The following is a 15,178-nucleotide window of genomic DNA, read 5'->3' as shown; positions in this document are numbered from 1 at the left end:
TGTTATAATATAAGTTATGAAGGAAACCCATATTTGAGTAATAAAGCGACAACTTGGGTGGGAATGATAACGAATCATGACAAAGAAAAAGGAGCATACGTATGTGGATTCAAGTATTGATATATATTGCTATATTATTGGTAAAGATTGTAGAGGTCACCTTGGCCACCACCAGGATCGTCTTGATAACCCGTGGTGAAAGACTAAAAGGCGCTTTTATTGGTTTTTTTGAGGTTTGTATCTGGGTTATATTGGTGTCAACTGTACTTAAGGATATATCCAGTGATCCGATTAAGGTTTTTGTTTATGCACTGGGCTTTGCACTGGGTAACTTCCTAGGTTCTGTTTTTGAAGAAAAGCTGGCCATTGGTACCACAAGGGTGGAAGTCATAGTCAAAGAAACGGACGGAATCGAATTGATCAATCGAATTAGAGAACATGGTTATGCAGTAACCTCGATTTCAGGTGAGGGTATGTATAGTAAGAGAACTGTTTTGATTATGCACGTTAAAAGAAAGATGGCTACAAAACTAATTAGACTCATTCATCAGTATCAAGAGAATGTGGTTATAACCGTGAATGAAATTAAGCCGGTTTATGGTGGCTTTGGGACACTCAAGAAGTAATACGATAATAATAAGAAAATAGAAATAATAGGTGAAGAAAATGAGATATAAAAGTTTTGAACCAGATATTGATAGGTCAGCTTATGTGGCACCCGGGGCTGTGATTATAGGACAAGTCATATTGAAGGAAGATGTGAACATATGGTTTGGTGCCGTGTTACGAGGCGATGTTAACAGTATTTTTGTTGACGAAGGTGCCAATATTCAGGACAATTCCACGGTTCATGTGGCTGACGACGCCAGAACCCATATTGGTCGTCACGTCACCATTGGACATAACTGTGTCATTCACGGTTGCGTTATCGGCGATGAGACTTTAATCGGTATGGGTAGTACCCTACTGGATAACGCCGTTATCGGCAAGAACTGTATAGTAGGTGCGAACAGTCTTGTGACCATGGGTAAAGTATTTCCGGATGGGACATTAATTATGGGTTCTCCAGCAAAAGTTGTTCGAGAACTCACGGAAGAAGAAATTTTAGGACTAAAATCCCATGCGGTTGAATATGTGGCATTATCAAAAGGTTATAAATAAGGACATGTTTGAAGCATCAAAACTATATAGTTGAATTTTTCATATAAAAATATAGAAACTTTGTTTTGATACTTTAACCATTATAGGACAATACAAGAGAAGTACTTTTATTCATAGGAGGCTTCATGTATAATGAAAGCGGATATCTAGAGAGATAGAGAGCAGTGTCCGAAAATAAACAGAATTGGGGCATATGAATGAAGAACATTGGTATGTTTTATTTTACCGGAACCCAAAGCAGCTACTATGTTGCCAAGGAATTAAAAGAAGCCTTATTAAAAAAAGGCTACAATGTAAAAATGTTTAAGCTAGAAAAGGCTTTGAATAATACAGTTGAAGTGGATCCCAAACGATTTGACATGTTGGGATTTGTGCTTCCCATCTATGGCTTTGGATCACCAAGAATCGCCAGAATGTACGTGGATGCTTTGCCACGAAATAATGCCAAGGTTTTTATTATTCGAACAGGATCTAGTAATGGCTGGATTAATAAAAGTGCTTCGATTAGCCTAATGCATCAACTAAGAAAAAAGTGGTATGATGTATTTTATGATCGCATTTTGATTATATCTTCCAATTGGCTATTAGACATGGAAGAAGATGTAGTTAAGCGCTTGTATGAAGTGACAAGAGATAAAAAAATCCCCCATATTGTAAAAGAAATTACAGAAGGAACCAGAAGAAGACATCATAGAGATTTCTTTAGGGAGGTCTTAGTATCGGTGATTCATTTTTTTGAAGAACAGGTTGGTGCTAGGTTATTTGGTAGGTCCTTATGGGCCAATAAAAACTGTACTAAGTGTCGTTTGTGTGAAAAAAGATGTCCGGTTGGAAATATAAGCTTTGAATCAAGCGATTTTAGAGCCGGTTGGCAGTGTATATGGTGTATGAAGTGTGTTTATAGTTGTCCGGAAAACGCCATTCATTCCCGAGGTCTAGATATTGTCCAGTTCAAAAACGGCTTCAATTATAAGTGGATTATCAATCGAAGATATAACCAGAAGAAATTAAATGTTAATAGGAAACTTTGGAAGTATATGGAAGATGTAGAAAAATAAATCTTAAAATGATGATAAGAAGATAAGGACAACTTGAGGTGATAGAATGATTTGGAACAAGCTGGCAACAAAGTATGACCGTCTCTGGGTGCAGAAATACTCTCTAGAGCCGACAAGAAGAAAAGTGATGGTACTCATTGGTGGTTTTAATTTTCAAGAGGCGACGGTTTTAGATCTAGGTTGTGGCACCGGTCAATTGCTGGATGAGATTGGTCGTTTCTACCCGAGATATAAGCTATACGGCATGGACAAGTCAGAAGAAATGCTTAAAGTAGCAAAAAGTAAGAAGATCAAAGCCAATTGGATCCATCATAACATTGATTCTGACCATATACTTGAACTGGATGGCAAGACCTTTGATCTAATTATCTGTAGTCATTCTTTTCCCTATTATAAGAAAAAAGAACACGTGTTAAATCAGGTGGAAAAGTATCTAAAGGAAGATGGCATCGCAATCTTCACCCAAGCCAGCATCAACAATCATTATGACAACTTTGTCATGAAGATGATAGAAAAAACGGCGGAAAGCGCAGCCTATTTGTCTAAGGCGGCTTTCAAAAAACTGGTTTCCAGACATTTTACAATTACCTATACCTTTACCATACATGAAAAATGGTTTATGCCATCAATTTTTGGCTTTGTCATGAGGAAAAAACGATGAAAATCCTACTCATAAGACCCAAACCCCATAACGAAACCATAGGTCTTCAAAGTGTCATGGTCTGCGAACCCTTGGAGCTCATGACCTTGGCCGGTGTGCTTATGGAAAATGGGCACGAGGTTCGGATTCTGGATATGATTCTTGAGAAAAAAGGATTGGAAGACCATATAAGAAAGTTCATGCCTGATCTTGTGGGCATTACAGGTTATATCAGTCACATAGGTATTATCAAAAACTATGCAAAAACCATTAAAAAAGTCTCAAATGAGATTGTAGTCGCTGTAGGTGGCGTCCATGCTACAGTCTGTCAGGAAGATTTTGTGGATGAACATATTGATAAGATATGCACAAGTGATGCGGCATTTTATCTCTATTGTGGTTGCAAGGCACCTTTTGATGCCCTACCTTATCGCAATCTACCTAAAAGCTATATGGAAAAATACTATTATCTGTTCCAAAACAAGTGTGCATTGATTAAAACATCCTATGGCTGTCCTTATCAATGTAATTTTTGTTTTTGCAAGGAAATAACCGCCTATCATGCACGTTCTATAGCAGAAGTCATAAGGGAATTATTGACCATAGAGCAAGAAGAAGTCTATATTGTGGATGATGACTTCTTATTTGATGAGAAGCGCTTAATGACCTTTATAGAAGAAGTGAAACGACATAAGATCAAAAAGCATTATCTGGTTTATGGACGGGCTGATTTTATAGCAAAAAATGATACTCTAATAGGTCAGCTTAAAGACATAGGGCTGAGTGCGGTGATTGTCGGTATAGAAGCGGCCAGTCAGGAAGAACTGGACAGTTACAACAAGAAAAGCCTTGTAACGGACAACGAAAGAGCTATAGCCATACTGCAAAAGTATGATATAGAATGTTACGGTACGGTTATACTGGGCATCGACTGGGATAAGGCCCATTTTGACAACTTATATGCCTTTATAAAAAAGACCGGTCTCATTTTTGTGAACTTGCAGCCACTAACGCCCATGCCTGGAACCGGTATGCTAGAGGCTTTTTCAGATCAGTTGATTATTCCTTATAAGGAACATGAAAAATGGGACATGGCCCATCTGGTTGTTAGGCCGACGCGGTTAAGCATCAGAAGCTACTACCTACAGATATTAAAGCTTTATTATAAGATTACAGTAACACCAAGTCATATACACTATATGTTCAGGCGATATGGTATAGCAACCACCATGAAGCTATCTGTAGGCGCCGGTAAGATTACTTGGCAATATCTGAAGAAAATCATGAAAGGATAAAGTGAGATGAGAGTATTACTAGTTCGACCATGGGTAAATAAAAACATAACAACGGTAAAGAATTTCCTATTTGGAGAGCCACTTGGCATTGAATGTGTCTCAACGGTCTTAAAAGAATTAGGCCATGAGGTCCTTTTACTGGATTGCATGATAGAAAAAAATGCATCCATAAAACAATACTTAAGCATATACAGACCGGATATGGTAGGCATCACCTCCCAGTGTACGGATGTAGAGAATGTTCTAAAAATAGCGGACATGGTAAAAAAAATCGATTCAAAGATCGTTGTAGCCGTAGGCGGTGTTCAAGCCACGTGTTTCCCGGATTCTTTTTTCAGCCCTCATGTGGATTATGTCTACAAATCCACCACAAGACAGAACTTATCGGACTTAATGGAGGAGGTCGAAGGAACAAGACCGGCTGAAGTAATTGAAGGTATCTATAGCAGAGCCTTGGATTTTATAAACGAAGGTGAATTCTGCTTCAATGAATATATCGTTCCGGACCGAGAAGTTACCAAGCGTTATCGCAAGCATTATCAATATATTGGTTTTCAGCCCTGTGCCATTGTACAAACGGCTTATGGATGCCGTAACAAATGTACATTTTGTGTGCGTTGGAAGCTGGAAGGCGATAGTCTTAGAGAAGTTGGTATCGAAGAGATTGTAGACCAGATAGAGGCCTTAGATGAACCCTATGTGATGATCTGCGACAACGATTTCTTAGTCCACGAAGACCGTTTGATAGAATTTTGCAATCTATTGGAAGCAAGAAATATCAAAAAGAAATACATGTGCTATGGTAGTGTGAATTCTGTTTTAGAAAAGCCGGACTTAATGAAACGATTGGCAAGGAATGGTATCATGGCAGTGATCATCGGCTATGAAGCATTTGATGACAGCAGACTTGTAGAATACAATAAGCAAGCCACAACGGATCAGAATGAAAAGGTTACTCGAATACTACAAGAAAGTGGCATCGCCTGTTGGGGTTCTTTTATTATTCATCCCGATTGGGAGAAAAAGGATTTCAAACGTCTCTTAGCCTATATTAAAAGGTTGCGTCCGGAATTAATTACCTTCTCACCTTTAGTCCCTCATCCATTGACACCTTTGTATGATCAATACGAGGACCGCCTCATCTATCCAAAAGAAGATTATGATAAGTGGAATTTTGGAGATGTCTTAATCTATCCTTCTAAGATGTCCCTAAAAGCCTATTACTTACAAGTCCTTAAGTTGGCCTTGGTGGTGAATTTTAATGCTTACTCCGTGGCGTATACAAGGAAAAACATTCCAACCAGAAATTCGATTAAGATGGTGCTAGGCTTTAAGAATCTTTTTGGTGTGTATGTGAAGAACATGCTGATGCGAGGACGTAAAAGACCGTGAAAGTATTGTTGATTCGTCCTAAGGCACCCAATAAACTGAGCTTTACCAAAATACTGGACAATGAACCATTAGAGCTTGAGTATCTGCACACCGGTCTTGCTGCTGCAGGCTACGTGGACTATATCTATGACGGCTTTATTGAGAAGATCTCCATAGAAGCCACGATAAAAAGAGAAGAACCGGATATTGTGGCAATTGGTGGCTACATCACTCAAGAAAACCTTATGAAAGCTTACTGTAGAAAAGCAAAAAAAATCAACCCCCAGATTATAACGGTGATTGGTGGTGTACATGCTCAGCTTAATCCTCATAGATTTTTTGATCAAGATGTGGATTATATCTGTCGTAGTGAATCCATCGATGCTTTTGTGACTTTGGTTAGGTGCCTTGAAGCAAATAATAAAGATGCCATGACTTTATCAAAAATCAACGGCTTGTGTTTTAAAGATGAAGGTAGTTTGGATAATAATAGTGATGGCTTCATTATGAACCCTATTACCCCAATTGACATTAACACCTTGCTCATACCGGATCGAAGTTTCTTTTATAAGAACAAGTCCGAATACCGCTACTTGGACCTGACAGAAGCAGGAACCATCAAGACTTCTTTTTCCTGCCCTTATACCTGTAATTTCTGTTATTGTACTTTATTAAATGGCAGTAGGTATCAAGAGCGGGACCTTGATCTGGTGATAAAGGAACTAAAAGACTTAGATTGTCAAAACGTTCAGATTGTAGATGATGATTTTCTGGTTAACAAAAAACGCCTATGGCAATTCATTGATTTAATTAAGACCCATAAGATTCATAAGACTTATACTTGCTATGGACGGGCGGATTTTATTGCAGACAACCCTGAGTTGATTCATGCTTTATCAGAAATCGGATTTAAGTATTTTCTAGTAGGACTTGAAGCAGTTACGGATAAAGAATTAGACGGCTATGGCAAGGGCAGTAATCTGGACCATAACAGTGCTTGTGTGAAAGTGATTCAAGAAACAACATCTCATTGCATTGGTTTGATGATTGCGCCCCTTGAAGCAACTGAAACTTATTTTGAGGACCTATATGATTGGGTTGTTTTACATGACCTAAAATACGTCACCGTGTCGATTTTTACACCCATACCGGGAACCCCACTTTATGAAACTTATAAAGATAAGATTACGTCTACGTCTATAGAAGATTGGGATTTTCTGCATCTGGTACTGGACCCTATACATATGAGCCGACAAGCATTTTACAGAGCTTACTATCGACTCTTTATCAGGCTCTATAAGATAGCCAAGAAAACAGGCATTTATGATTTCATGGATTTGGATTTTTACAGAAAGATGTTAAAAGCATATCTGACAGAAAAAATCAAAGGGGGCTAATATGAAAATCTTGTTTATACAATCTACCCCTTATCATAATCGGGACCAGTTGGTGAAAAAAAGCAGACTTTATTTCGTAGGTCTGGCACCGGCCATACTCTCGGCTTTGTGTCCACCGGACGTTGAATTTGAAGTATGCCTTGAAACCATTGAAGCCGTTGACTTTGATACGGACGCCGACCTGATAGCCATATCCGGTATGGGTCATGCCATCGTCAGAAGCATTGATATCGCCAAAGCCTTCAAAGCAAGAGGCAAGACCGTTGTCATGGGTGGCTATATGGTCAGCCTGATGCCGGAAGAAGCCGCCAAATACTGTGACAGTGTGGTGATTGGCGATGCAGAGATTAGCTTCCCCACATTGATTGAAGACTACAAACAAGGCAAGCTGAAGCCCTTATATGATATGCCCCTTAAGACCTTGACCTATCCGACACCGGACTATAGGCTACTGACACAGAAAAAAATTGGCGATTTCTTACCGGTCCAAGCCGGAAGAGGCTGTCCCCACGCCTGTAGTTTTTGCAGTGTTTATTGCTTGTATAAGAACAAGTATTATAAGCGTGATATAGAAGAAGTCATTCGGGATATCAAAGCGGTTAAGGCACTGGGCTATAAGAAGTTCTTATTGTTGGATGACAATATTTTCTCAGATACAGATTATCTACTGGACTTATGCAAGGCGATTAAAGACTTGAAGATGCAGTGGCTCTCCCAGTGCTCCATTAATATAGCTGACCATGCTCAGGTTCTAAAAGCAGTAGCAGACAGCGGTTGTATTGCCCTGTCCTTTGGTATTGAGAGCATCACCCAAGAAAGCCTGATGCATATGAAGAAAGCTTGGGCCAAAGTCGATCGCTATGGCGAGCAGATTAGAAAGATCCAAGCAGCCGGTATTGATGTATCCACAGAGATGGTCATTGGTGCAGACGGGGATACCCTAGAGAGCATTAAAGCCACAGCTACTTTTATTATCGATCAGAAAATAACGGTGCCCAGATTCTACATACTAACACCGATACCGGGGACGTTGTTTTTTGATGAGATGGAAGCGGCAGGGCGCATTGTTATTAAAGACATCTACAGTTATAACGGTACCATGGCCGTACATGAACCGATTCATATGTCTATGGACGCCTTAACAGAGGCCTACTGGGATCTGTATAAAGAAGTATTTGGTATCAGAGCCATTATCAAAAGAACCCTCATAAGGCCCCAGTTTTTCAAGCAACCTTTAAGGTCCTTGTTCTATCTATATGTGAACCTCTATTACCGCTATCAGATCCATCAGGGCATCACACCAAATATTATATAAGCCAATGAATGAATGAAGTCAGGAAGAAGCAGATGAAAGTTAGAATCATCAAAGACCATGAAAAGAAATCCATCTATAAGCAGATGATCAAAAAAATATATAGCAAAGATCAGACCTTCAAAAATAACAAAGAAGGCCTATTTGCCTTGGTCTGCAATCCTAAAGGTGTTTTTTACAAGAAATCCAAACAAGTCATGATAACGGTCAGTGTAGAAAAGGATCTCCATTGTCAAGGGGTCTTGATATGTCATGAGCAACAACCGAAAGTCCTGTATTTGGCTTTCTTTGAAGCGATTATGGAAGCGAAGGAAAGTGTAGAACATCTTCTAAGTTATGCAGAAGCCTATGGAAAGACACTGGGTTGTGATAAGTTGGTCATCGGTATAGACGGTCACTGTAACAACGGACTGGGTTTTCTAACCATTGGTTCCGGGCATCCTTCTTTTGGTGAAGCTTATAATCCGGATTATTACGCTGATTTTTTTAAGACCTTTGAAGGTCATACCTTTGTCAGTTATAAAGACGAAGTACAAAGCATTGCCCCTAGGGTTCTACATCTACGTAGCAAACTGCATCTAAGGATGGCACCCTATACCTTGGAAGCCGCTGATTTTTCAAGAAAAGGCCTTAGAGCATCCTTGAAAAGATATACAGACTTGAACAATAACATTTTTACCGATCATAGTTATTACTTCAGAAGGGATTATGATGAAGATGTAGAACTCTTTAAGAGCATGATGCCTTTACTGGACCATCAGAATCTGCTTTTTGTAAAAAAAGACGGCAAGGACATTGGTTTCATCCTTTGGTATCCGGACTTTAATGAACTGGTCAAAAGCAGTAGGGGTGCAGGCATACGTACTTTTCTTCAATATAGGCTGTTGAAAAGAAATCCCAAAACCATAAAAATTGTGGAAATCGGTGTCGAGGCCAAGTACCGTGGCACACCGGCCATTTTTATTCTGTTTAATGGGGTTATGGAAGCGGCAGAAAAAGCATCACAACATCTCATATCCAGTTGGATTCATGGAGATAACAGTGCCTCAAGACAGATCACCTCAAGATTCGCTCAAAAACCATATAGGGAATATGTGACTTATGAGAAAAAAATATGAAGTAAGATGTTCATCACATCGTCCGGCAGATTGGGACAGGTATTGTGACAATGATTGGCTGAAAAAAGATGCACTCCTATTTGATGAAACATGGGAAGAAGGCTTTACTTATCACCTTCATCCGGAATTTGGCTGCTATACTTTTAAGAGAAGGATGAACCTATTTACGTTTGGAAGGTTCAAGTTACATGTACCCATAACCATGGTTGCCTTGCCCGTATCTATAGATGGGGAAGGCTATTTTGGTAACCTTGAAGCCTTAATACATCACCTTCAAGAAGAAGGTGGGCTTCATTTGATATTGAATATAAGAACATTAGAAAAAATACCCCAAGGCATCCCTTATGGTAGAACCCTGGATACATGTATTTTTGATAACAATTATGAGGATTTTGAGACCTATGTGTCAGTCCTTAGAAGTCCTTATAGACGCAGACTGCGACAAGCCTTGAGGAGACTAGGAACCGTAAGAATTGTGAAGATTCATAATGAGACCTTTGATGATCAGCTATATGCTTTATATAAGGCAGTGCTTAACCGATCTAAGTATCCACTGGAGACATTGCCCATAGAATTTTTCAAGACTTCTAAGGATGATATTCATGTCTTTTACCATGATCAGAAGCCGGTCGCCTTTGTCATGGTAAAAGTAGAAAAAGATAGTTTGTATTTCTTATTCGGTGGCATGAACTATGCGAAGAGGGATGCACTCGACTTATACTACAATATGCTGATTTATATTCTAAGATTAGGTATAAAGCAAAAATCCAAAACTATATATTTTGGACAAACAGCAGAAAGCTCCAAAGAACGTCTAGGCTGTAGGCGAGAAAAACGGTATATGTGTATTTTCACAGGAAATAAAGTCATCAATAAAGTCTTATCAAAGCTTAGCTTATCAAAGTTTAAGAAATTATTTGAATACAAGCCTGACTCAAGGATTTATCATGTCTTTGCAGAAAAGAATAAAGACACATTTACTTAACAGGCTTTTTAATGAATAAGGCCATTATCATACCTAAGATTGTGGCAACAGCCATAACGATGAAGACCGCTTGATAGTCCCCGGTTAGGTCATAGCTAAGACCAAAAGGTATGGTACCAAAGGCCGACCCGATAACCATGAAAACCGTAGCCGCACCACGAATGCTTCCAAGGTGCAACCTTCCGAAATAACGTACCCATATAACATTCGTCGTTACGTTCTGAACATTGGTAACCAGGCCATAGATAAGAATGAAGATAGAGGCTTCTATTACAGTTTGAACCTTAAGCATAAAGAGCAAGTCCAAGGTCAAGAGTCCCAGGGTCAACATTAATATATGTTTGGAACGGTACTTGTCGATGATGGTACCGGCTATGACAGGAATCAAAAAGCCGGGCAAAGCCACAAGACCTATGACAAAAGCAGTCGAAGATTCAGGGATGCCCTTGCTGGCCATAAGTGAGAAGAAGTGAAACATCATACCGGTGGTCACCATAGGAATAATCATGGAGATAATACCAACAAACCAGAATTCTTTTGTGCGAAGCGCTTCACTTAAACTAAAGGATTTTTTGGCCATGGCATCAAAAACTTGATCTGGGGTCAGATTGTCAGTTCGCGCTTTATTATCCGGTAGCAGGCCGATGTCTTCAGGTTTGTTTACAATAAAAAACCACATCAGCGGTACGAGAACAAAAAGTAGAAGTAAGGCCCAGCTGCGCCACGCATTTGACCAACCATAGGTATTAATCATATGTAGATTAAATGCAGGTACTAGCAGATTACCAAAGATGGTGCCCAGAGATAATAAGCTAATGGCAAGCGCTCTACGTTTGTCGAACCATTGAGGCACCAGTGAAGCCGGAATCAAGGTTAGAGAACCTTGTCCGAGAAAGCGTAGTAAGAAAAATCCGATAAAGATCATGGGAATATTGGCCACAAAGCTATTAAAAAAAGCAGTCAAAGTCAAAAGAATACCAACGGTCACGAGCATGAATCTTGAACCGAAATGATCCACAGCCTTACCGACAAAGATCATAAGAATACCGGATAAAACCGTGGCCATAGAGTAAATACTTGAGATTAGGGTTCTAGAGTAACCAAATTCCAATATATAAGAATCAATAAAAACAGATATGGAATAGGTTTGTCCTGGGGAAGAGAAAAACATAGCTATGGCGGATAAGAACAGAATGAACCATCCGTAAAAGCCATATTGATTTAATTTTAAGGCTATTTTTTTTTGCATTTTTTGTCACTCCTATCTGGAATACTATAAGCCTTATGAAGGTCCACGTCAATATTATTTTCTGGATTGGGATGAATGCGTTCTACTTTTTTCATATTAGCCAACCATTAGAAAAGGGCAATAATATGAAATCTAAAGATATCGGAAAATAGTTACAAGTGTCTAGTATCTAGTGTATTAGAAGTATTTTGACTACATATGCTTGTCAGTAATACTAAGAAATGGGATAATATGAACAGAGGTGAGGGCCTCTAGGGTTATAGGATTGAAAAAAAGTAGTGTCAAAAAGCTCAAAATTTCCCATAAGCAAAAACAAATATAAAGAATAAACGTTCTTCTAATTGATGGAGGATGTTTAATTTGGACATCATAATAATGCTTTTGGGATAGTATGAAGGAGCAGCAAATGAATGTGTGGCCATTTGTGAAAATAATAAGCAGTATATTTAGAAATCAATTCAAGTCTGTGAAAGGTTAAGGTCAGGTTTATAATAGCCTAAGGGAGTGTGAATATGTTAGCAATTGCAATATGTGAAGATGACAAAATGCAACAAATAGAAATTGAAAAATATGTACGTGATTTGTTGCTGGATGAGTCGATTGAGATTGATTTATTCGATTCTGGAGAAGAACTAGTGGCAGCTTATGAAAGAGGAAAGAAGTACTCTATCATTTTACTTGATATGCAGATGAAAAAATTGGATGGCATTCAGACTGCAAAACTCATTAAGAAGCATGATAAGTATGGTATTATAATAATAGTAACATCTGTAATTGAATATGCGGTTGAAGGCTACAGTATTGATGCGTATGATTTTATACTAAAACCGGTTGATGAATCAAAATTACATCGAGTACTTGCTAAAGCAATAGATGAAATTCAAGTTACAATGAATAAATCATATCTTATCAAGTCAAGAGAGAAAATAATAGCACTTAGGCTATTAGATGTGCTTTATTTTGAAAGTAATAAGAAGAAAGTGATTTTGCATACCAGTGATAACGAATATGAAAATAACGAAAACATCAGTAATGCAGAAAAAAGATTGTGCAAGGATGGATTTATCAGAATCAGCAGATTCTATCTGGTTAATGTGCACCATATTAAAGAAATTGGGATACGAGAAGTTGTTATTTCAAATGATGAGAGACTAATTTATAGCGATAAATATGCTGATGTGATAAAAAATAAATATTTGGTATATATGATGGGAGAAATGTAATGATTAGCTACATTAGTGAAATCATTTTTTTTATGAGCAATATTGTTGGTATATTTATTGCATTAAGGTTATTTAACTGCCTATTAAGTATGAAAAAAATTAAACCGATCAACATGAAATGGAGTCTAATTGCGATACTTGTTATTGCAACGGTAATCAATACTTCACTCGAAACATTAGGCATTAGTTTAATTGTTGGGTTTGTGCTTTATTTTGTAATAGGTCACTTCTTCTTCGAGGGGAAGGCTCATGTTAAACTGATAATTGCAATATTCCTTTTGGTATTTTCGCTGATTACAGAGTTAATAACAGTGATTTTGATAGGAGCTATGTTAAGAGATCAGATACAAAATGTAAGAGAAAACATAATGTTTTTATTTTTAGGAAGCATTGTATCAAAAATTCTCATGATGCTTCTTATAGAGTTTATTATTAGATTTAAGAGGAGAAATGCATCCAGAATATCTCTGAGTTCCTGGATGCTAATCATTACTATTCCAATAACCAGTATAGTATTAGCGATTGCAAGTATTTATGAACCGGTTGTGAGTGGAACGGTGAGCGAAATGGGAGTGTTATCATGCGTTGTAATTCTTTATATTAATATAATCGTATTTCACCTATTTGATAGTATCATTGTTCAAGTAGATGAGAATAATAAATACAGATTTCGTGAACAGCAGCTATTGTATCAGCAGGATCAATATGAGAATGTGATTGCCGGATATAATCAAATTAAGAAGGTTCGACATGATATGATTGGGCACTTCATTGCAATTGATGGATACCTCACAAAAAATATGATACAGGAAGCTATAGAATATTTAGGGAAGTTATCCAATGAATTGAATATTGAAAAGAAGGGTATTCTGTCAAAAAATATTGTTGTTGATGCAATAATAAATAACCGTAAAGCAAAAGCAAATACATTAGGAATAGCTTTTGAGCATGAAATTGCAATACCTGAGCTTCTTTATGTTGATAATATGGATCTTTGTATAATTATTGATAATGCTTTGAATAATGCGATTGAAGCGTGTGAGAGAATAACTGACGATGAGCAGAAAAAAATGATCCAATTACAAATGAAGTATAAAAAAGGGTGTGCTTTGATAGATATAAAAAACACATATAATCCCAAAACAATAAAAGTGAGTAATAAAAAGTATATTTCTTCGAGAAAGGAGCGAATTATAGGCGAGATTGGAACAGGTATTGAAAATATTGAATCGGCAGTTGAGAAATATGGAGGCATATGCCATATTGGTTGCAGTGATATGTATTTTAATGTACAAATAATGCTTCCTGATAAAAAATTAAGTTTATAGTTTTTGATCTAAAAACTATTTTAATTGCTTTTCAAGGGTGTTTGGTTCCAATTCGATTGTAAAAAAAATGTAAGATGTTATAGTTGAATCAAATTGTTGGAGGTGGAGGATTGATAAAGCAATTTGCTAAAACGTTAACATCTTTTTTTATGCATGAAATGATAATTGAATCTGAAGATTATGAAGTATATCTATATGGAACAGAACAATTATTGATTAACCTGTCAATTTTACTTGTTGTAATTACAACGAGTGCCATTACCGGCTGGTGGAAGGAAACATTTTTTTTCTTCTTTGGAATTATACCGATAAGAGTCGTTGCTGGTGGGTATCATGCAAGTACTCCATTTAGGTGTAACATATTGACCATAGTGGTGTACATAGTCAATTTGCTGCTAATAAATGCTCTTGTAAGTAGAATGACTGTGTTAGTCCTAATCATGATGTTTGGTTTTATAGTCTTGAGTGTTTTCAGGATTGGACCGGTCGATAACAAAAACCGAGAAATTAAGAACCGGGAATATGAATCAGTATGGAAACGTAGTAAGAAAGTCTGCATATTTATTGTGATGATTTGCGTTGTCCAACTACTTTTGCTTGGACCTCAGAGTAGTATTTTGATGAGTACATTGATGGGAGCGGTAGTAGCGACAATTTCATTAATCATAGGGAGCATAGTAAGAGGAGGTGAAAGGAATGAAGAAAATAGGTTTTGTACGTAAGTACTCTGGTACCGCATTTGCATTTATTGCTTTGGTTGTAGCTCAAGCGGCATCAACACAGTTTAGTCTGATTTTCTATCAAAGTGAGATACCAAATAAACTGAAGCATTAAATGAAGCGATTCAAATAACAAATAGGAGTGTCAAACTTGACATTACCGACTAAAAGAGGAGAATATTTATATGAAAAAATGGAATAGTTTACTAATTATTGTATTGATACTCACATTGGTAACATCAACTACTGCTTATGCAGGAAATGTTATCGAGAATAAAAAAGCACTTGAGAATACTATTGATAAGATTGCTCAAGTCAATAA

General features: G+C 37.6%; 15 protein-coding genes. 14 read left to right on the top strand and 1 reads right to left on the bottom strand.

What is annotated here, in order from left to right; all coding sequences use genetic code 11:
• The first annotated feature begins 101 nt into the window (after nt 1–101).
• The 10 genes from P0N36_RS12140 (at nt 102) to P0N36_RS12095 (ending at nt 10,337) form a co-directional block, all read left to right on the top strand.
• Complete coding sequence (locus tag P0N36_RS12140) at nt 102–626, top strand: DUF2179 domain-containing protein (RefSeq protein ID WP_275843120.1); 525 nt, start codon at nt 102–104, stop codon at nt 624–626.
• A gap of 40 nt (nt 627–666) precedes the next feature.
• Entirely contained in the window at nt 667–1,161 is a 495-nt protein-coding gene (locus P0N36_RS12135; RefSeq protein WP_275843119.1) for a gamma carbonic anhydrase family protein, read from the top strand.
• Between the two features lie 197 nt (nt 1,162–1,358).
• Nucleotides 1,359–2,219, top strand: a complete 861-nt coding sequence (locus tag P0N36_RS12130; protein WP_275843118.1) for an EFR1 family ferrodoxin — start codon at nt 1,359–1,361, stop codon at nt 2,217–2,219.
• A 46-nt stretch (nt 2,220–2,265) separates the two neighbouring features.
• Complete coding sequence (locus P0N36_RS12125) at nt 2,266–2,880, top strand: class I SAM-dependent DNA methyltransferase (RefSeq protein ID WP_275843117.1); 615 nt, start codon at nt 2,266–2,268, stop codon at nt 2,878–2,880.
• The gene (locus P0N36_RS12120; RefSeq protein ID WP_275843116.1) at nt 2,877–4,154 is read left to right on the top strand and encodes a B12-binding domain-containing radical SAM protein; all 1,278 of its coding nucleotides are present in this window, start codon (nt 2,877–2,879) and stop codon (nt 4,152–4,154) included. The genes P0N36_RS12125 and P0N36_RS12120 overlap by 4 nt, the downstream gene beginning before the upstream one ends.
• Before the next feature lie 6 nt (nt 4,155–4,160).
• Entirely contained in the window at nt 4,161–5,546 is a 1,386-nt protein-coding gene (locus P0N36_RS12115) for a B12-binding domain-containing radical SAM protein (RefSeq protein WP_275843115.1), read from the top strand.
• A complete protein-coding gene (locus P0N36_RS12110; protein WP_275843114.1) occupies nt 5,543–6,922 on the top strand; it encodes a B12-binding domain-containing radical SAM protein in 1,380 nt (459 codons plus the stop codon). Before P0N36_RS12115 ends, P0N36_RS12110 begins: the two co-directional genes overlap by 4 nt.
• Before the next feature lies 1 nt (nt 6,923).
• Nucleotides 6,924–8,237 carry a B12-binding domain-containing radical SAM protein gene (locus tag P0N36_RS12105; RefSeq protein WP_275843113.1) on the top strand — a complete coding sequence of 438 codons (1,314 nt, stop codon included), beginning with the start codon at nt 6,924–6,926 and terminating at the stop codon, nt 8,235–8,237.
• Nucleotides 8,238–8,269: 32 nt separating this feature from the next.
• A complete protein-coding gene (locus tag P0N36_RS12100; protein ID WP_275843112.1) occupies nt 8,270–9,352 on the top strand; it encodes an N-acetyltransferase in 1,083 nt (360 codons plus the stop codon).
• Nucleotides 9,336–10,337 carry a GNAT family N-acetyltransferase gene (locus tag P0N36_RS12095; RefSeq protein ID WP_275843111.1) on the top strand — a complete coding sequence of 334 codons (1,002 nt, stop codon included), beginning with the start codon at nt 9,336–9,338 and terminating at the stop codon, nt 10,335–10,337. The genes P0N36_RS12100 and P0N36_RS12095 overlap by 17 nt, the downstream gene beginning before the upstream one ends.
• Here the strand turns inward: P0N36_RS12095 and P0N36_RS12090 are convergent.
• Entirely contained in the window at nt 10,330–11,586 is a 1,257-nt protein-coding gene (locus tag P0N36_RS12090) for an MFS transporter (RefSeq protein ID WP_275843110.1), read from the bottom strand. The genes P0N36_RS12095 and P0N36_RS12090 overlap by 8 nt on opposite strands.
• Nucleotides 11,587–12,098: 512 nt before the next feature.
• On the opposite strand from P0N36_RS12090, the gene P0N36_RS12085 reads away from it, so the two are divergent.
• The 4 genes from P0N36_RS12085 to P0N36_RS12070 all read left to right on the top strand — a co-directional run bounded on the left by P0N36_RS12085 (nt 12,099) and on the right by P0N36_RS12070 (nt 14,971).
• Nucleotides 12,099–12,809 carry a LytR/AlgR family response regulator transcription factor gene (locus P0N36_RS12085; RefSeq protein WP_275843109.1) on the top strand — a complete coding sequence of 237 codons (711 nt, stop codon included), beginning with the start codon at nt 12,099–12,101 and terminating at the stop codon, nt 12,807–12,809.
• The gene (locus tag P0N36_RS12080) at nt 12,809–14,137 is read left to right on the top strand and encodes a GHKL domain-containing protein (RefSeq protein ID WP_275843108.1); all 1,329 of its coding nucleotides are present in this window, start codon (nt 12,809–12,811) and stop codon (nt 14,135–14,137) included. The genes P0N36_RS12085 and P0N36_RS12080 overlap by 1 nt, the downstream gene beginning before the upstream one ends.
• 83 nt (nt 14,138–14,220) lie before the next feature.
• On the top strand, nt 14,221–14,859 hold the full coding sequence (locus P0N36_RS12075; RefSeq protein WP_275843107.1) for an accessory gene regulator ArgB-like protein: 639 nt from the start codon (nt 14,221–14,223) through the stop codon (nt 14,857–14,859).
• Nucleotides 14,834–14,971, top strand: coding sequence for an AgrD family cyclic lactone autoinducer peptide (locus P0N36_RS12070; RefSeq protein WP_275843106.1), 138 nt, complete (start codon nt 14,834–14,836; stop codon nt 14,969–14,971). The genes P0N36_RS12075 and P0N36_RS12070 overlap by 26 nt, the downstream gene beginning before the upstream one ends.
• The last annotated feature ends 207 nt before the right edge of the window (nt 14,972–15,178 follow it).

This window comes from Petrocella sp. FN5 (assembly GCF_029210395.1).
GTDB lineage: Bacteria > Bacillota > Clostridia > Lachnospirales > Vallitaleaceae > Petrocella.
The sequence above is the reverse complement of the archived record's forward strand: the minus strand, read 5'-3'. Positions and strand labels throughout refer to the sequence as shown.